The sequence below is a fragment of the Sporobacter termitidis DSM 10068 genome, from assembly GCF_900130065.1.
Lineage (GTDB): Bacteria > Bacillota > Clostridia > Oscillospirales > Oscillospiraceae > Sporobacter > Sporobacter termitidis.
This window is the reverse complement of the sequence record NZ_FQXV01000009.1, coordinates 99437-117980: the sequence shown is the minus strand read 5'-3', so window position 1 is coordinate 117980 and position 18544 is coordinate 99437. Positions and strand designations below refer to the sequence as shown.

13 protein-coding genes and 2 tRNA genes are annotated in these 18544 nt (G+C 55.8%); 9 read left to right on the top strand and 6 right to left on the bottom strand.

Annotation, left to right across the window (positions count from 1 at the left end; genetic code table 11):
• Positions 1-178 precede the first annotated feature (178 nt).
• The 6 genes from BUB60_RS13100 (at position 179) to BUB60_RS13075 (ending at position 6030) form a co-directional block, all read left to right on the top strand.
• Positions 179-251, top strand: a tRNA-Thr gene (locus BUB60_RS13100).
• Between the two features lie 142 nt (positions 252-393).
• Positions 394-475, top strand: a tRNA-Tyr gene (locus BUB60_RS13095).
• 169 nt (positions 476-644) lie between these two features.
• The gene (locus tag BUB60_RS13090) at positions 645-1082 is read left to right on the top strand and encodes a MarR family winged helix-turn-helix transcriptional regulator (protein WP_073079792.1); all 438 of its coding nucleotides are present in this window, start codon (positions 645-647) and stop codon (positions 1080-1082) included.
• 75 nt (positions 1083-1157) lie between these two features.
• Positions 1158-2909, top strand: a complete 1752-nt coding sequence (locus BUB60_RS13085) for an ABC transporter ATP-binding protein (protein ID WP_073079789.1) — start codon at positions 1158-1160, stop codon at positions 2907-2909.
• The gene (locus BUB60_RS13080) at positions 2902-4860 is read left to right on the top strand and encodes an ABC transporter ATP-binding protein (protein ID WP_084726478.1); all 1959 of its coding nucleotides are present in this window, start codon (positions 2902-2904) and stop codon (positions 4858-4860) included. Before BUB60_RS13085 ends, BUB60_RS13080 begins: the two co-directional genes overlap by 8 nt.
• A 69-nt stretch (positions 4861-4929) precedes the next feature.
• Positions 4930-6030: a hypothetical protein gene (locus tag BUB60_RS13075; protein ID WP_073079787.1), complete on the top strand. Its 1101-nt coding sequence runs from the start codon at positions 4930-4932 to the stop codon at positions 6028-6030.
• Positions 6031-6125: 95 nt separating this feature from the next.
• On the opposite strand, the gene BUB60_RS13070 is transcribed toward BUB60_RS13075, so the two are convergent.
• Positions 6126-7235 (bottom strand): aldo/keto reductase, encoded by a 1110-nt coding sequence (locus BUB60_RS13070; protein ID WP_073079785.1) that lies wholly within the window; start codon positions 7233-7235, stop codon positions 6126-6128.
• A gap of 139 nt (positions 7236-7374) precedes the next feature.
• Between BUB60_RS13070 and BUB60_RS13065 the strand changes: the two genes are divergently transcribed.
• Positions 7375-7770 (top strand): MerR family transcriptional regulator, encoded by a 396-nt coding sequence (locus tag BUB60_RS13065; RefSeq protein ID WP_073079783.1) that lies wholly within the window; start codon positions 7375-7377, stop codon positions 7768-7770.
• 202 nt (positions 7771-7972) lie between these two features.
• On the opposite strand, the gene BUB60_RS13060 is transcribed toward BUB60_RS13065, so the two are convergent.
• From BUB60_RS13060 to BUB60_RS13040, 5 genes are all read right to left on the bottom strand, one after another.
• Complete coding sequence (locus BUB60_RS13060) at positions 7973-9130, bottom strand: Ger(x)C family spore germination protein (RefSeq protein WP_073079781.1); 1158 nt, start codon at positions 9128-9130, stop codon at positions 7973-7975.
• On the bottom strand, positions 9127-10197 hold the full coding sequence (locus BUB60_RS13055; RefSeq protein WP_278277512.1) for a GerAB/ArcD/ProY family transporter: 1071 nt from the start codon (positions 10195-10197) through the stop codon (positions 9127-9129). Before BUB60_RS13055 ends, BUB60_RS13060 begins: the two co-directional genes overlap by 4 nt.
• A 7-nt stretch (positions 10198-10204) precedes the next feature.
• Positions 10205-11692 (bottom strand): spore germination protein, encoded by a 1488-nt coding sequence (locus tag BUB60_RS13050; protein WP_159435419.1) that lies wholly within the window; start codon positions 11690-11692, stop codon positions 10205-10207.
• 208 nt (positions 11693-11900) lie between these two features.
• Positions 11901-13625: a thiamine pyrophosphate-requiring protein gene (locus tag BUB60_RS13045; protein WP_242941206.1), complete on the bottom strand. Its 1725-nt coding sequence runs from the start codon at positions 13623-13625 to the stop codon at positions 11901-11903.
• Positions 13626-13642: 17 nt separating this feature from the next.
• A complete protein-coding gene (locus BUB60_RS13040; protein WP_073079777.1) occupies positions 13643-14842 on the bottom strand; it encodes an SDR family NAD(P)-dependent oxidoreductase in 1200 nt (399 codons plus the stop codon).
• A gap of 265 nt (positions 14843-15107) precedes the next feature.
• Between BUB60_RS13040 and BUB60_RS13035 the strand changes: the two genes are divergently transcribed.
• Complete coding sequence (locus BUB60_RS13035) at positions 15108-15743, top strand: VTT domain-containing protein (RefSeq protein ID WP_073079774.1); 636 nt, start codon at positions 15108-15110, stop codon at positions 15741-15743.
• Between the two features lie 176 nt (positions 15744-15919).
• Positions 15920-18367, top strand: a complete 2448-nt coding sequence (locus BUB60_RS13030) for a pyruvate formate lyase family protein (RefSeq protein WP_073079772.1) — start codon at positions 15920-15922, stop codon at positions 18365-18367.
• Positions 18368-18544 lie beyond the last annotated feature (177 nt).

Below are 18544 nucleotides of genomic sequence, written 5' to 3'. Positions count from 1 at the left end.
TATACCGTCATTATTGCCATTTCAATAATCAACGGCCACGGAAAGCGCCTGTTTTCGGCTGTTTTCGACGAGGCGCCGCCCGGCGGGGACGGCAGATTTTCGTCTGTTGCAGGAAAAACTTTTTGTTGACAATAAACGATGCGTTTGCTATTATAATTCTCACTGACGGCAAGGGCGTGCTGGTGTAGCTCAGCCGGTAGAGCAGCTGATTTGTAATCAGCAGGTCGGGGGTTCGAATCCGTCCACCAGCTCTCGTCGCAGCGGACTGCGCTAAGTTTCGCTTCCACGCGAGCGTGAAAGCTCGCTCGCTCCGTCGCTGCTCCTCTCCGACATGAACCCGCTGCGCTGGGCTTCATGCCGGGTTTAAGATGAACGGAATAAATAGTTAAATACGGAGGAGTTCCCGAGTGGCCAAAGGGGGCAGACTGTAAATCTGTTGTCACCGACTTCGGTGGTTCGAATCCACCCTCCTCCATTAGAAAAGCCTCGCAGCTGCAAAGACTGCGAGGCTTTTGCTTTGCCCTCGTGATCCAGCCGGAAAAATCAATGCATGAGGCTGTCAAAATTTTCTTGACGGCTTTAAAATTATACTTTAGAATGTTGAATATGCTACAGTTTGACATCAAACAAATTGGAGAATTCTCATGAACACTAAACCGCTTGGGATGGAAATACATGCGCTGTCGAATCTGCTGAGACGAAAAATAGAAAATGTCAGAGCATTGAAGTATGTCGAAAGCGTTACCGGCCCGAACGGCTGGATTATCGGGTATCTGGCCGAGCACGGCGGACAGGACATCTACCAGAAGGATCTGGAAGCGAATTTTTCAATTACGAGATCGACGGCCTCCAAGGTGATCAAGCTGATGGAGCAGAAGGGGCTTGTCGAGCGTCAGGGCGTCCCTCACGACGCGAGGCTCAAGAAGCTTGTCCTCACGGAGAAGGCTCTTGGGATGCACCGCGAAATTGTTCGGGACCTCAACCAGATCGAACGCGAGCTGATCGAGGGCTTTTCCGAGGAAGAAGTGGGGCAGCTGTATTCGTATATAGGCAGAATGAAAAAAAACCTGACGCGTGCGTAAACGCGCGGCATAATCCGGCGCAAAACCAGGTCTGCGGTCATGGAACCGCGTGGTGAACAGGAGGAAAACGGCATAATGATCAAACAATTGGCAGGCAGTCTCAGACAGTACAGGAAAAATACCGTCCTGACCCCTATCTTCGTAACGGTTGAGGTCATTATGGAGGTCGTCATTCCGCTTTTGATGTCCAGGCTTATTGACTACGGAATTACTGCACGGAATATGAACTATGTCGTCGGCATGGGGTGCGCGCTGCTTGTCTGTGCGGTGTTGTCCCTCGCCGCGGGCGTTATCGCCGGCCACCACTCCGCTTTTGCTTCGGCCGGGTTTGCGGCAAATCTGCGCCGGGACATGTATCACCGGGTGCAGGATTTTTCGTTCTCCAACATCGACAAATACTCGACGTCCAGTATTATCACGCGCCTGACGACCGATGTCACCAATCTTCAGAACGCCTTTATGATGATCATCCGGATGGCGTCCAGGAGCCCGCTGATGCTGATCTTCTCGCTGGCCGCCTCCTTCAGCATCGACACAAGGCTGTCGCTCATTTTCCTTGCCATGATCCCGGTGCTGGGCTTTGGCCTCTGGTTCATCATATCAAAGGTCCATCCCATTTTTATGCGGGTCTTCAAGACATACGACCGGCTGAACAATATCGTGCAGGAGAATCTGCGCGGCATCCGCGTCGTCAAATCCTTTGTCCGCGAAGATTATGAGATCAAGAAGTTTGCCGGAGTTTCCGAGGTCATCTACGACGATTTCTCCAAGGGCGAAAAAATCAACGCTTTCAACATGCCGCTCATGCAGCTTTGTACTTATGCCTGCATGCTGCTGATCTCCTGGTTCGGCGCCAAGGCGATCGTCGCCTCGGGAGGGAACCCGATCGGCGGCCTCAGCACCGGCGAGCTGATGAGCCTGATTACATATACGATGTCCATTCTCATCAGCCTCATGATGCTCTCCATGGTCTTTATCATGATCACCATTTCCAGAGCATCCGCCGAGCGCGTGGTGGAGGTTTTAAATGAGGAGAGCGATCTGAAGAACCCCCCGGCCCCCGTGACAGCGGTGCCGGACGGCAGCATCGGGTTTGAAAACGTCTGCTTCACCTATTCCAGCCTCGCCGATAAGCCCGTCCTGACCGGTATCGATCTCAAGATCGGCTCCGGAGAGACTGTCGGCATCCTGGGCGGAACGGGCTCTTCCAAAACGAGCCTCGTCCAGCTCATCCCCCGGCTTTACGACGCGACGGCCGGCCGCGTCACCGTCGGCGGCGTCGACGTGCGCGACTACGACATTGAAACGCTCCGGGACTCGGTGGCGATGGTCCTGCAAAAAAACGAGCTTTTTTCCGGCACCATCAAGGAAAATCTGCGGTGGGGCAACCCGTCAGCCTCGGACGAGGAGCTTGTGCGCGTCTGCCGCCTGGCCCAGGCCGATGGTTTTATTCAGGAATTCCCGGACAAATATGATACGTACATCGAGCAGGGCGGCACCAACGTCTCCGGCGGACAGAAGCAGCGCCTGTGCATCGCCCGGGCGCTGCTCAAGAAACCAAAAATCCTGATTCTCGACGACTCGACAAGCGCCGTCGACACAGGCACGGAGGCGCTCATACGCCGGGCCTTCCTGGCCGAGCTCCCTGAAACGACGAAGATTATCATCGCCCAGCGTATCTCGTCCGTCCAGGATGCCGACAAGATCATCGTTCTTGACGACGGCCTTGTCAGCGCGACAGGCACCCACGATACGCTCCTTGAAACAAGCCAGATCTACAGGGAAGTCTACGAGTCCCAGATGAAGGGGGGCAAAGTAAATGAATAATGAGAAGAAGAACCCGCCTGTCCGCCGCATGCCGTCCGGGCCGGGGAATCCGGGCGTGCCCGGCGCCATGGGCGGCAAGGTCCGGAAAGCGACGGTCAAACGCCTTTTCTCATATATGTTTCAGTATAAGCTGCACTTCATCGCCGTTGTCGTCTGCATCATCGCCAGCGCCGCGACCGGGGCCGTCTCGTCCCTGTTTCTTCAAAAGCTGATCGACGGCTATATCACGCCGCTTTTGATGGCGTCCGCCCCCGACTACTCCGGGCTTGTCCGGATCATCCTGCTGATGGCCGGTATCTATCTGGTCGGCGTTGTGGCGACGCTTTTGTACAACAGGCTGATGGCTGTGATTTCCCAGGGGGTCTTGAAAAAAATCCGGGACGACATGTTTGCCCGCATGCAGGCGCTGCCGATCAGATACTTTGATACACACTCCCACGGCGACGTCATGAGCCACTACACAAACGATACCGACGCGCTCCGGCAGATGATTTCCCAGGCGATCCCGCAGATATTCTCTTCGGTCATCACCTTGGTGTCCGTGTTTTTCGCCATGCTTTATATCAGCGTCTGGCTGACCCTTTTTGTGATTGCGTATATTTTTGTCATGAAAAAGGTCATCTCCGTGATCGCCGGCAGGAGCAGAGGCCATTTTGTCCGCCAGCAGGAGGCGCTGGGCGACCTGAACGGCTATATCGAAGAAATGATCAACGGCCAAAAGGTCGTCAAGGTGTTTTGCCATGAGGAGAAGGCTAAGGAGATCTTCGACGGGAAAAACAAGGAGCTCGAAATGAACGCCAGGCTCGCCAACAGGTACGCCAATATCCTGATGCCGATCCTGATAAGCCTCGGCTATGTCCTCTACGTTGTCCTGGCGATCGCCGGCGCGCTGATGGACATCGGCCACGTGCCGAATCTCAGCCTGACCGGCACAGGAGCCCTGACGCTGGGCATGATCGCCTCGTTCCTCCAGCTGTCCAGGAACTTCTCCGGGCCGATCGGCCAGGTGTCGCAGCAGCTCAACGCCATCATCATGGCCATGGCGGGCGCGGAGCGCATTTTCAAGCTGATGGACGAGGAGCCCGAGCAGGATTCCGGCTATGTGACGCTCGTCAATGTCAGGCGGGAGGGCGACGCGCTCGTGGAGACGGCGGCGCGGACCGAGCTGTGGGCCTGGAAGCATCCCCACACCGACGGCACGCTCACCTACACCGAGCTCAAGGGCGAGGTGCGTTTCTATGATGTGGATTTCGGCTACGAGGAAAACAAGCGCGTGCTGCATAACATATCGCTCTTTGCCAAGCCCGGGCAGAAGGTCGCCTTTGTGGGCGCGACAGGCGCCGGAAAAACAACCATCACCAATCTGATCAACCGTTATTACGACATTGCCGACGGCAAAATCCGTTACGACGATATCAACATCAACAAAATCCGGAAGAGCGACCTGCGCCGCTCCCTCGGCATCGTGCTCCAGGACGTGAACCTGTTCACCGGGACGGTGATGGACAACATCCGGTACGGCCGGCTGGACGCCACGGACGAGGAGTGCATCGCCGCGGCAAAGCTCGCCAACGCCGACGGTTTTATCCGCATGCTGCCGAAGGGCTACCAGACGGTTCTGTCCGGCGACGGCAGCGGCCTGTCGCAGGGCCAGCGGCAGCTGATCTCCATTGCCCGCGCTGCCGTGGCCGACCCTCCCGTCATGATCCTGGACGAGGCCACGTCGTCCATTGACACACGCACCGAGGCACACGTCCAGCGGGGTATGGATTCCCTGATGAAGGGCAGGACCGTCTTCGTCATTGCCCACCGCCTGTCCACTGTCCAAAACGCCAATGTCATCATGGTGCTCGAGCATGGAGAGATCATCGAGCGCGGCACCCATGAAGCGCTGATTGCCGAGAAGGGCAAGTATTATCAGCTTTACACCGGCGTTTTTGAGCTGGAATGATCGCCTGCCGGAAATACATCGGATGAATATCTAAAGCAAAAAAAAATTTAGATATAAGGAGACAAAATCATGGGAAAGTTTGATGATCTGGTTTTCGCGATTCCACAGGAGTTTCACGATTGGTACGGCTTTGCGTCCCCCCGGGGCTTTTTCCGCGGCACCACCATGATGCCAAAGGCCAAGCTCTACATGGATTTTACCGCGGTGACGGACGAGCTCGTTATGGAAGTGCCGCACACCCATCACGCCGTGGACGAGTACTTGGTTTTCACGGGCGCCGACCTGAACAACTTCTTTGAATTTGACGCGGAGGTGGACGTCTGGCTGGGCGATGACCCGGAGCGGATGGAGCTGTTTACCCTCACGCAGCCCACCATCATCCGCGTGCCGCCTAAGCTCTATCACTGTCCCGTCAATTTCAGGCGCATCACAAAGCCCATCGTCTTCTCGGCGGTCTATCTGGACGGCGACTGGTCCAAAATCAACCGCCGCGTCAATGCGGAGGGCCGTGAGGAATTTACATACGACGGCGCCGGCATCCGCCGCTGCGTACTGGACCGCGCCAAGGAATGTATTTACTGCGGCAAGTGCTTCTCCGCGGCGGCGAAGGAATATCTGGAAAAGGCCGAAAAGGAGGGCTCAAATGACGAGCGGATCGCGCCGTATTATGAAATGGCCAAGCTGCCGCGCACGGGGAAATACGACAAATACGTCCATCCCTACAAGCCTGAATATCACAATGATCCGAACTTTTTGAGCCCGCGGGCCGGCTTCAGGGGCACCAGCGAAATGACAGAATCCAGGCTCCGCTACCTTTATGATATCGTCCGGCAGGAGTGCACGGTGGGAGAGCTCCACATGCACCACGCCGTGGAAGAATATCTGATTTTCACCGGCGCCGATATCACCAGATTCTTTGACTTTGACGCCGAGATCGAGGTGCAGCTGGGCGAGGACCCGGAGCACATGGAGACCTATACGATCACAAAGCCCACGCTCATCCGCGTCCCACCGAAAATGTGGCACGGCCCCGTGGCCTTCAAACGCGTCGGCGCACCCATCAACTTCATGCCCTTCTATCCCTCCGGCGATTATGGCCGGGTTGTCCGTGAGCCGAAAGCTGACGGCACGGCGGCCTACGTCTACAAGGGCACCGACCTGCCGGAATAAAAGCACCGGGAACAAAGCAAGTAAAATTTCAAGAACCCCTGTGATCGCAAAGATCGCAGGGGTTCTGCCATTGAGTACGAGGAAAGCGCCGGCGGTCATTTCGACAGCTCGGCGTGGACCTGCCCGAGAAGCTCGGGGATTTTTAGCGACTGGGGGCAGTGGCGCATGCAGGCGCCGCAGGAGGCGCATTGATCGGCCCCCTGGCCCTCGGAGACATAGCTCCTCTGATAGACGAATTTGTCGATGGGGTGGGAGCCCAGAAGCTGATAGTTGTTATAGAGCTTGAAGATTTCGGGGATGCTCACATTTTTTGGGCATGGCATACAGTAGCGGCAGCCCGTGCAGCCGATGCTCCGCTTCGCTTCAAAGGTTTCCCGGATTTTTACGATCAGCGCCTGGTCCCCGGCCGACATGCACCCGGATTCCGCGCTTTCAAATATCCGCAGATTGTCTTTGAGCTGCTCCAGGCTGCTCGTGCCGCTCAGAATGACGGAAACCTCCGGCATATTGTAAAGCCAGCGGAAGCACCATTCCACCAGCGGGCGCTTGTCGGGATAAGCGTCGATGAGCTCGGCTACCTCCCGCGGCGTATTATTAATGAGATATCCGCCCCGGAGCGGCTCCATGATCACCGTGGCGAGCCCCTTCTCCGCGGCGTAGTGCAGGCCCTCCACGCCGACCTGATTATACGCGTCGAGGATATTGAGCTGGAGCTGGCACATCTCCCAGCTGAAGGCGTCGACGATCTCACGGAACGCGGCTGTGGTGCTGTGGATCGAAAAGGCCTTGTGCCGGATTTTGCCTTTCTCGATCATTCTGTCCAGAAATTTGAGCCCGTCGTATTTTTTGACCTTTTCCCAGTTGCCAGGGAAGAGGTTGTGCAGGAGATAAACGTCGATATAGTCCGTCCCGAGGCGTAAAAGCTGCTCGTCCAGGTATTTTTCAAAATCCTCATACTTCTCGATGTTCCAGATCGGGCTTTTTGTCGCCAGGTAAATCTTTTCCCTGTAGCCGCCCTTCAGCGCCTTTCCCGTGGTGGCCTCGCTGTCTTTATAGACATAGGCGGTATCGAGATAATTCACGCCGTGATCGATGGCGTACCGGACCGTCGAAACGGCTTCGCGCTCGTCGGGAGGAAAGCGCATGCAGCCCAGGCCAAAGCGCGACGCCTTGAGCCCCGTTCTGCCGTATTGCGTGTATTGCATTTATATCACTCCGTTTTTTATCACGATGAGCGCAGTATACAAGTTAAAGCGCGCTCTAAGTCAAGAGGTAAAAATAACTTTATATTGCTTAGAGTACGCTTTAAGTATTATAATTCAGATACAAAGGGAGGCGACAAATTTGGGCTATACGATCAAAGAGGTGTCGGAAAAATACAATATCACGCCGTACACGCTGCGCTATTATGAAAAAGAAGGGCTCATTCCTTCTGTCCATCGTGAGGAAAACGGACACCGGCAGTACAGCGACACGGACCTCGACTGGGTGCAGATCGTCTGCTGCATGCGCTCCACGGGCATGTCCATCGAGTACATCAAAAAGTACATCGACCTGTGCCTCCTGGGAGAGAACACAATCCCCGAGCGCCGCAAGATCATCCTCTGCCAAAAGGAGATCCTGGAAAATCACATCAACGAATATAAAAAGCTCCTGAGTGTGGTCAACAAAAAGCTCAGACACTACGACGAGCTGCAGGAAAATGAAGGACATGCCGTCCATGCCTGCCTTGGAGATTAATTTTAAGAGCTTGCGTTTCCCCGCGGACGCCGCCCTGTATCGGGCGACGTCTCAGACTGTCGATAAAGCCCTCCGGGCTTTATCGACAAGGGGATGCATGCGGCTCGCTCAGCCGCTCCGGCGGCAAACTCTGCGAGGCTCTCCCCGCTGTATGCAGATTTTTTGACAAGCTGGGACGCCGCCCTGCATCGGGCGGCGTCTGCTACTTTATTTCGCCGTACCGAATGAGGTCGGCTTTTAGGTTGACGTTTATTTTAACGGTCGGATAAATCGTTTTCCAGCCCTCCAGCCCGCCGATCGATTTCCAGTAGCTGTTGTGATAAGCATGGATTTTATCGCCGAACCCAAAAACGTCGCAATCGGCCTCCTGGAGCTTTTTGAAGACCTCGTTGAGCGTTGCCGTGATGCTGGAGGATAGGCTTTGCTCCATTCTGCTTTCAAATTCCTGCTGCGTTATATCGCCCCAGGTATATTCGTCAAGCGTTGCGCTCAATCTGATATCGAAGGAAACGACGGGCGTGTTGTTCTCCAGCCGGATGCTCTGCTTTGATTTGACTTTTCTTGTGAAGATGATGCCCTCCTTTTTTTGCGTCTCCACCCCTTCGGGCAGCGCAAACGTAATTTCAGAGCCTTTATTCTTGCCCATTGCCAAAAACAGGCAGGCCGTTTCGCGCGTGTCGAGCCGGCCCGTCATCTTATCCCTGTCGATGAGAGCGGAGCCCAGTACGCGTATTTTATCGTTCTCCAGCCTGATTAAAGGAACAATGGGGGATATCCCGGGCCGGACGTTTAAAATATCATACCTGACGATATTGGTGTCCGGGCAGTAGCCCGACTTGAAATTCCGTTCCAGCAGGTCGGCGAGGTAAAGGCTTATTCTGGGCTTTTCCGTGAATTGACTGCCCTTTTCCAATAGCTCACGCGCGCTGCCGTCCACAACGATAACTGTTGACTGTACGGTGGACCGCGTATCCCGTTCGAATATTTCGAGGTATTCCGAGAGCTTCCGCTCCTGTGCCAGATCGCTGCTGAACAAAACGTTTTGGATTTTGCCGCCTTCCACGTGCTTTGTGGACGATAATCGGCCTAAATCCCGCGCTTCCCTGACCAGGTAGGTTTCCTCGGAAAAGATATCCACTTTATAGTCGGCGCTTCCGTCCCCTTTATCGCTGTAACTGCCGCCGGAGTCGCTGATATTGGGGAAAACCATCGTATAAACGGTTTTTCCGTCGTTGGAGCTCAGGTCAAATCCGATTGACAGGGCAAACCCGATGTCCTCAAACGTATTTTGATCCTGGCAGCCGCTCAGCATGGCAATGACAATAAATACCGAGACCACCGAGAAAATATGGCGCTTCATACGCTGCCGCCCCCTTTCTTCCCTCTGATCACAGCAATGACAAGAAAGATAAGCGGTATCAGAAAACCAATAAAAATTGAAACAAAGCCGGATATATTTGTCAAAGTTAAAATCAGAATGTTGTCGTCCGTCAAAGAAACGACGATGATGATTAAAACGGCGATCACCGCCATCGGTATCAGCTTTGACTTGAACTGAAATATTTTTTGCGCGGAATCATATATCAAAAAGAGGTAGGTGTTGATGACAAGATTCATTCCTATGATCCACGCGGCGATAAAATAAAGATCGATTCGTTCAAGCACCGGCAGCCTGATGAGCCTGGCAAGACCCAGCAATGAATTGAACCGTTTAAAGACAAGCGCCTCCCCGAATATGCCGATGCTCGCAAGCATGATCAGGGTGAACAGGAGCGTGGTTATCATAAGTGACAAAGAGGCCCGGCGCGTCATTTCCCCCGGGTTTTTAATATATGGATTAATAAACGCGAGGGTTTCAAAGCCCACAAATGCAAACAGCGATGAGGGGACGGCCTTGAAAATACTTAAGAAGCCGTCCTCTGCTATGGGCAAAAGCGACGTGATCCGAAAATCACGGAGGTTTAAGATAATAAGGAAAAGAATCAGCGGGATAATGATATAGAGCAAAAAGTTAAATCTGCAAATATTTTTTAAGCCTTTAAGGGCCAAATAGAAGGAGGGGATAATTAAATAAACAGCCAGAATCCAGGTCGGCGTGGACCTGAAAAACCAGATGCCGACTCCCGCGAGAAACATCTCGAAATTCCCGATTGCCAAAAAGATCAGGCCGAGCAGCAAAATAATATTGACGATAAAGGCGATATATTTGCCGCAGACGGATGTCGATATGTCCAGTATCGACTGATTGTTGAATCTTTTGCCCAGGGTCATGATAACCCTGACGGCAATTAACAAAAACAGGCCGACAATAACGACGGATATCCAGCCGTCAAGACCGCCTGACGCGACGACGGCAGCGGGCAGGACCTGTATGCCGATGCCCAGCTGTGTGGCAACGAGGAGCGTTGCGGCCTGCTTTGCCGTTATTGTATTTTTATTGTTTATCTCCAGTGTAACCCCTGCCTCTTGTTTTGTCCTTCGGTCGGGCGATATCCGGGCGCAAGGAATAGCTGGTCAAGGGTCCCCGGATAAAGATATCTTTTAAATCCTTTGCTTTAAATGGTGCGATAGGCTGCAGGTACGGCTGCCCGTAAGATTCCAGGCTGACGAGATGCGCCATTGACAGTAAAAAATAAATAGCCACCCCCACAACCCCGAATAGCGCCGCGTTGATCATATAAATAAATCTGCTGACGCGGAGTATCAGCCCCATGTCGTACTGAGGGACGACAAAAGTCGCGATGGCGGTGATGCCGACAATAACCACCATAATATTGCTGACGATCCCGGCCTGTACGGCCGTCTGCCCCAGGACAAGGCCGCCCACAATGCCGATCGTCGGTCCGAGGGTGCTCGGCAGCCGTATGCTTGCTTCCCGCAATAATTCAAAAGAGACCTCCATAATCAACGCTTCAATGATCGGCGGGAACGGCACCCTCGACCTTGATTCGGCCAGCGGCACCAAAAGGTCCAGCGGTATGGTCTGATAGTGAAAGGTCAATATGGCGATATAGAGCGCCGGTAGGACGACGGCGATGGCGGAGCCGATAAACCGCAGCAATCTGAGGAACGAGCCGAAATAGAAGTTGACGTTATAGTCGTCCGGGGTTTGATAAAACTGAAAGTAATCCACGGGCAGGATCAGCGAAACCGGCGTGCTGTCTATAAGCAGCACGATGCGCCCTTCCAGGAGATTGGCGATAGCCTTGTCCGGCCGTTCCGTTGCCTGATGCTGAGGAAAAATCGAAAATGGATTATCCGAAATGAGCTGCTCGATAGTCCCGGCCGCGCCAATATTATCAAATTCTATTTTATTCAGTCTTTCTTCCACGCGCCCGATGATTTCGGGGTTTGCGATGTCCTCCATATATAAAATGGCAACAACGCTGCGGGATCTTTTGCCGATGGTCAGTTTTTTGACCTTCAGTTTTGAGGACGAGATTTTACTTCGGACAATCGCTATATTCCGTGAAGCAGACTCGACAAAGCCGTCGTGGTGCCCCTTTAAAATTCTTTCGGTTGTCGGTTCCTCGATCGGCCTGGCTTCAATCCTCTGCAGCTCAAAGCTGAAGGCATAATCCAGCCCGTCGATCAAAACGACGGTGCTGCCCCTGAAAATCTTGTCGACAGCCTCTTCCAAAATTAATATTCTCTCGTATCTGATAACAGGAAATACCCTGTTGTCCTTAAAGGCCTCGCTGTCTATATTTTTGAGCTTCAGCAGGGTGGGGAGGACGTCGCGCTGGATCAGGTCGTAATCAACCAGCCCGTCAATAAATAAAACATTGACATCCCGTCCGCCCGCCGTTTTGATCCTTGTGACGGCAAGGTCCCCACAGTCCCTGAGCTGCTCTTGCAGCCTTTCCATGTTTTTTACCAGGGACACATCGATTTCGATATTATCCTCAGGGCTTTCGGCCACCTTTGGTCTCCTGTTCCGCAACATGTCATACTCCTGAATGAAAAGAAAAAGTAATACTATTATTCTTCTCTTGGAGAATGAAAATTCAGACCCGTGTTCAGAGAAAAAGGCAGCCGTCCTCAGAGAGCGGCTGCCTTGGGATTTATTCGGCTTTTTATCGGCTTTTGTCACCTTGCACAGGACGGTCAGCGAGAGGCTCGGCGGTTCTTTACACCCTGGTGTCCATGAGGACGTTGATAACGGCCGGCATGCCGTTTTCAACGGCCTCCCGCCCGGCCAGAAGCGCGTCCTTCAATTCCTTCGGATCGGATACCGTTTTGGCGAAGGCGCCGCCGGCCGCGGCGGCGATCATGTCCAGCTGGGCCGGGGGGTCGAAGTCCGCCCAGAAGGTGTTGCACTGCTCGGCGCAGCCGCCGGGATGCTCGCCCTTGGTGATCATTTTCGGGGCGTTCCAGCCCCGGTTGTTGAAGATCACCGTCATAAACGGCGCGTTGTATCTCCGGGCCATCCAATATACGGCGGTGGGGCAGGAGAAGATATACGTCCCGTCGCCGGTCAGGGCCACGATGTCCTTGTCGGGGCAGGCCAGCTTCATGCCCACGGCCGCGCCGCCGTGCCAGCCCAGAGAGCTGCCGCCGCTGGAAAAGAGCGTACCGGGCTTTGTGCGCACGAGCTGGCGGTCCACCGCCGGCCGGTCCGTGATGGCCTCGTTTAATATGACGGTATCCTCGCTCACGACCTCGCGGACGCACCTGGCCACGAACGCCGAGGACATGACGCTGCCGTCCAGCGCGTCCTCCTGCCATTCGGCGCGCATTTCCCTGTGCCGCGCCGAAACCTTTTCCCGCCGCCGCTCGATCAGCTCGCGCTGCAAAAGCCCGGGATTTTCGGACAGCTTTTTGTTTATCTGCCGGAGCGCCGTGCAGGAATCGGCCTTCATAAAGCGTTCGGAGGGGATGTACCACAGAGGTATCGTCTCTTTCAGGGGGTCCACGTCCAGGTAGAAGACGCGGCAGTCCCTGCCCGGCTGGGCGGCGGCGGGTACCCAGGGCACGTCGCTGTCGATGACGAGCACCACGTCGGCGTCCTTTAAGAGGCTGTGGGAGTCAAAGCCCAGGTGCATCTCGTTGCCGCCGGGGAAGTTCATGTTGGCGTGATACATTTCGACCACGGGAATCGCCAGCGATGTGCTGAGGCGGACAAGCTCGCCGACGGCGGCGGCGTTCCGGCCGAGATAGGACGTGACGATGAGCGGCTTTACCGCGCCCAGCAGCGCGCTTGTCAGCGCGTCAAGGGAGTCGCCGTCCAGACTGCCCGGCGCGACCGGCGCCCAGGCTTTGAGGTCGGCGCCGATTTTCGCGCCCGGCTCCTCCAGGACCTCTCTGGACGCCATCGTGTAAACGGGGCCCTGGGGGTCGCTTTTGGCCAGCTGCAGTGCCCGCCAGACCATCTGCGGGATGTTTTTGCCGCTGCGGAGCTCGTAATTCATCTTTGTGTAGCCGCGGACGATGCCGGGCTGGTCGCCGGTGTTCTGGAGAAACTGGATCTGGGCATTCCGTCCACCCCGCAGCTCGCCCTCCATGGTGTAGGGAGAGACGCCGGCCAGGATATAGACAGGGGTCCTGCACCGGAACGCGTTGTGGACGGCGCCGCCGAGATTCTGCGTGCCCACGTCCACATGGACGAAAACGGCCTGGGGCTGCCCCGTCAGCTGGGCAAAGCCCTGGGCGGCGGAGAGCGCGGCGTATTCATGGGGGCTGATGATGACCTGGGGTTTTTTGAGGCCGGCAGCCTCGTACTTGGCCCAGCTCTCGATGATCGGCGGGTAATCCGTCCCCGAGTTCAAAAACACGTGGGTGACGCCGGCGTCCACAAGCGCGTCGGTCAGCGCGTCGGCGCCGGTATAAATCGTTTCGTTATCAGTGCATTCCAAGATAATCACTCCTCATCTTAAATCATGGACAGGGCGCTTTCCAGGTCGCGCACCCAGCCCGTTATGATATCCGAGTTCTCTTTCAGCTTTTTGGGGTCTTTTTCATAGCCCTGCAGCAGCTTGTGCTGATGCTCATAGTACGTTTTCAAAAGCGCCAGGTCCCGGCTAAAGCGGCGCGGGGCCGAAAAATCTCCGCGTTCCAGCGCGTGCGCCATCTGCTCCAGGGTGTTTTTCATATCGTCCGCCGACCGGCCGGCGGTTTTCTTGAAGTCCCGCAGCACCCACTGCCGCTCAAAGATATTCCGCTTGAGCCAGCCGTCATACTGGTCGGCATACGTTGCCAGTATCCGGCCGATAAGCGCCGGCACGGCCGCCCGTTCCGCCGCGTCATAATCGCGTCCGCCTTTATCCTCCTGCTCGCCGGAGAAAACCCCGGCGTCGATGAGCGCCTGGATCGCGCCGATTTCCTGCCCTCTGTACCGCTCCGCCAGCGCCACGGATATAGCAAAGCCTGTGCCGGCGGCCTCGGCGTCCAGCATTTTGCTCTCGTTCATTTTATAAAATTCGTCGGTGGAGATATTCATGTATCGCGCCACCGTGTCGATGCCGCGCTGGGCGGTCTCGGTTTTCACGAGCCCGGGGCCGATGGAATACGCGGCAATATTCGTATCCTCCAGCTCGGCGGCCAGGGTGTTGCAGAGCTCCACCTGCGCCGTTTTGAAAACCTCGTAGGCGCCCATGTATGGCGCCGCGCCGGAGGACGGCACAAAAACGATGGTCCCGGCGCCGCGCTTTTTCATCTCCGGCAGAAACCTTTCAACCAGCAGGAGCGGGGCCCGGAGGTTGACGGCGTAGCTCTTGTCCCATTCCTCGATGGCTACGCCGCCCACGGGGCCGAACGGTGTGACGGTGGCATTGTTGAAAAGGACGTCAAGCCGGCCGAACCGTTCCGTGATGAACGCGCATAAGCCGCCGAGCTGCTTTTCGTCGCTGAGGTCCGCCTCGAAAAAATGCGCCCGGTCCGTGTTTAATTCCGCGTTGATCCTTTTTTCGGCCCCGGCGCCTTTTTCCCGGTCGATTTCGGCGAGGATCACCTCGGCGCCGAGCCGGACGAGCGCGCGGCCGGCCTCAAAGCCGATGCCGCCGCCTCCGCCGGTCAAAAGGACGATTTTCCCCTCCAGGCTATCTTTCTTGAGGTTGCTTTTGTCAATAAGCATTATCGGCACCGCCTTCAGGCCTTATATTTCCATAACGCTATCGTATCAGAACAGCCGCGGCATTACAATATTTTGCTTGCCGAAACTGTCTTGTTTCAGGCTGATTTCAGTATTTGGCGATAGGATGGAACAAACATGCACCATCGTCGTCACTATATAAAAGGCCGCGGCAAAACACGATTTTTTGCGAAAACACGTTTTCAGACCGCCGGCCGATATGCTATACTCTATACTATAGACAAGTACTCAAGGATTGGAGAAAAAGATGCTGGACGGGATCTCTCTGTTGGATCTGATTCTGCACGTGGACAAGTTTCTGGACGTCATCACCGTCCAGTACGGCGTCTACGTGTATATTTTGATCTTCCTGGTGATTTTCTGCGAGAACGGAATTTTCTTCCCGCTGCCCGGCGATTCTCTGATCTTCGCCGGCGCGGCCTATGCCGTCAAGGGCCAGCTGAGTCTTTGGCTGCTTTTCGTCATCTGCTTCGTGGCGGCCGTGATCGGCGGCATCCTCAACTATTACCTCGGCGTGGCGGTGGGAAGAAAGATTTACGACCGCGCCAAGGGGCGGTTTATCAGCCGCGAGAATATCGACAGGGCCACCGCCTTCTACGCAAGGCACGGCGGAAAGGCCATCGTCTTCTCCAGGTTTATTCCCATCATCCGCCAGTTCACGCCCTTCGTGGCCGGCATCAGCAAAATGGATTTCCGGAAGTTTATGATCTGGAACCTGGTGGGCGTGACGGCGTGGGTGATCATTTGTGCCGCCATGGGCTACTTTTTCGGCAATATCCCGGTGGTCAAAGAGAATTTTTCGGCCGTCGTCATCGGCATCATCGTGGTATCGCTGCTGCCGGCGCTCATCGGCTTCCTGAGGACGAGAATAAAACGGGCCTGAGCCGCCCAACCCGTCCAAAAATAAACATCAGCCTTCGGGCTGATGTTTATTTTTGTGCGGGCGCGCCGTGGTTTTGTCTATAAAACGTGAAGTGACACCGGGGCGGGGGCGATGTATAATAAATTATAAAGCCAAAATACCCCGGGCTATCAGATGATTGTTGAGGAGGAACGCGCATGTACGAATTCAGGCCGGCCACGGACCGTATCTGGCATCTGCGGGAACTCATCCGGGACAGGGTGCTGCGCATCGACGCCGAGCGCGCCGTGCTCTGGACAGAGGCTTCCAAAAAATATGAGAACGTCGTGCCGATCATCAAGCGGCCGCTGTCGCTGTACGAGCTGTGCAAAAATATGACGATCCTCTTTGAGGATTTTGAGATCATCATCGGCAACAAGAGCCCCTACTTCTTCGGTAGCCCGCAGTATCCGGAGTGGATAGGCCAGGGCTGGTTTCTGGAGCCCATTAAAAACGGCGAATGGCCGCTGAAGGATGGGATGTACTATAATCCCGAGGGCGAGCAGGTCCGCCTTTCCATCAGCCAGGAGGACTACGAGGCGCTCCTTTCCATCCAGGATTACTGGAAGGACAGGCGCGTCACCACAGTCGCCGACGCCTGGCAGCCCGACGGCTTTGACGAGCTCAAGCGCCTGAACGTCTCCAGCTACGCGGACGGCGGCATGGGCATGACCTGCCTGTCCCCCGGCCATCTGATCGCCGGTTACGATAAAATCATCGGCAAGGGCTACGCCGCCATCCGCAGGGAGGCCCAGGACTGGCTCGACGCCCATCGCGGGGACCTCATGGGCGAGGACATGAACAAGTACATGTTCTATAAGTCCGCCACGATCGCCTGCGACGCCGCCATCCTGCTGGTAAAGCGCTACGCGCAGGCCTGCCTGGACAAAGCCGCCGCCTGCGCGGACGATAAGCGCAAGGCCGAGCTTTTGAAGATGGGCGACAGCCTTATGTGGATTTCCGAGAATCCCGCCCGCAGCTTCTGGGAAGCCGTACAGGGCATTATGATGTATCAGATACTGATTAATCTTGAAACGCGCATCCCGTCGCCCGCTCTGGGTCGGTTCGACCAGTGGACCTGGCCGTATCTTAAAAGGGACCTGGAGAGCGGCGCTTTGACCATGGATGAGGCGCAGGAGATCGTGGACGCGTTTTTCCTGAAGGCCAACTGCTATTACAACGCCGGCCCGGATAAGCTCGTCAAGACCACAGGTATCGGCAATACCTATCAGCACACCACCATCGGCGGCGTCGACCCGTCAACGGGAGAGGACGCCACGAACCCGATCACCTATATGGTGCTGGAAACAGTGGGGCGGCTCAAGCTGCACGACCCCACCATCTCCCTGCGCATCAATAAAAATTCCCCCGACAGGCTCTGGGACTGCGCGCTGGAGACCTCCAGGCTGGTGGGCGGGCTGCCGCTGTTCCAGAACGACGAGGTCATCATCCCCGCCCTGCAGGCGGAGCTGGGCTTTGAGCTCTATGACGCCCGCAATTACGGCATCATCGGCTGTCAGGAGATCGTCGGCTGCGGGTGCGACTTCCCGGCGCCCAACGGCATCTATCCGCCCCACGCCTCCGTCTGGTGGGGCTCCATCTTCGACATGGCCATCAACAACGGCAGGAATCCCTTTAACGGAGAGCAGGCAAGCCTCAAAACCGGCTATCTCTACGAGATGAGCTCCATCGAGGAGGTCCGGGAGGCGGTGGCCAGGATGGGCCGGTATATCATGAAGCTGTTTATCTCCGCCAACAACTACGCGGAGTATATCTCGCCCTATTACTCCACCCAGCCCGCGCTCTCCATCTCCATGACGGGCTGTATGGAAAAGGGGCTGGACGCCGTCATGGGCGGCTGCAAATACAACTCCTACGGCGGTACGGCCACCGGCCTTGCCACCCTGGGCGACGCCCTGACGACGATCAAATACATGTGTTTTGATAAAAAGAAGTGCACGACCCGCGCGCTTTACGACGCCGTCATGGCCAATTGGGAGGGCTGCGAGCCGCTCCGCCAGCAGATTTTAAATGAGGTGCCCCACTACGGCAACGCCGACCCCTACGCCGACATGGAGGTCAAATGGTGCGTCGACCTGTATTATGATATCTGCCAGGAGCTTTACAGCGTCCGCTCCAAAAAATATAAATCCGGGCTCTACGGCGCGTCCGACCACGTGGCGCAGGGGTATCTCACCTGGGCCACGCCCGACGGGCGGAAGCTCGGCGAGCCCATTGCCGACGCCATGTCGCCCTGCCAGTCGAGGGACTCTAACGGCCCCACCGCCGTGTTCGTCTCCGCCTGCTGCTTCGACCATCATCACTATCTGGGCGGCATCGCGCTCAATCTCCGCATGCACCCCACGGTCCTGTCCCGGGGCGACGGTATCGCCAAGCTGCGGGACATGACGAAGGCCTATTTTGAAAACGGCGGCATGGAGGTCCAATATAACGTGGTGGACACGGCCACGCTCCGTCAGGCCCAGGCCGACCCCACCAAATACCGCGACCTCGTCGTGCGCATCGCCGGTTACTCGGCATATTTCGTGGAGCTGGGGCACGATTTGCAAAACGACATCATCGCGCGGCACGAAAACAGGCTATAGCCGTAAAACAGAAAGTCCGGGCATATACTGATATGCCCGGGCGTTTTCATGTCCGACGGGGCCAGCGCTGCAAAAAAATGGGTACGCGACAGTAGACAGAAAATAACAGAACGTGTATAATGGTACCATGCTACGTATTTTTGCGCCGCCCCAGACCGGCGCGGATCCTTTATCTGA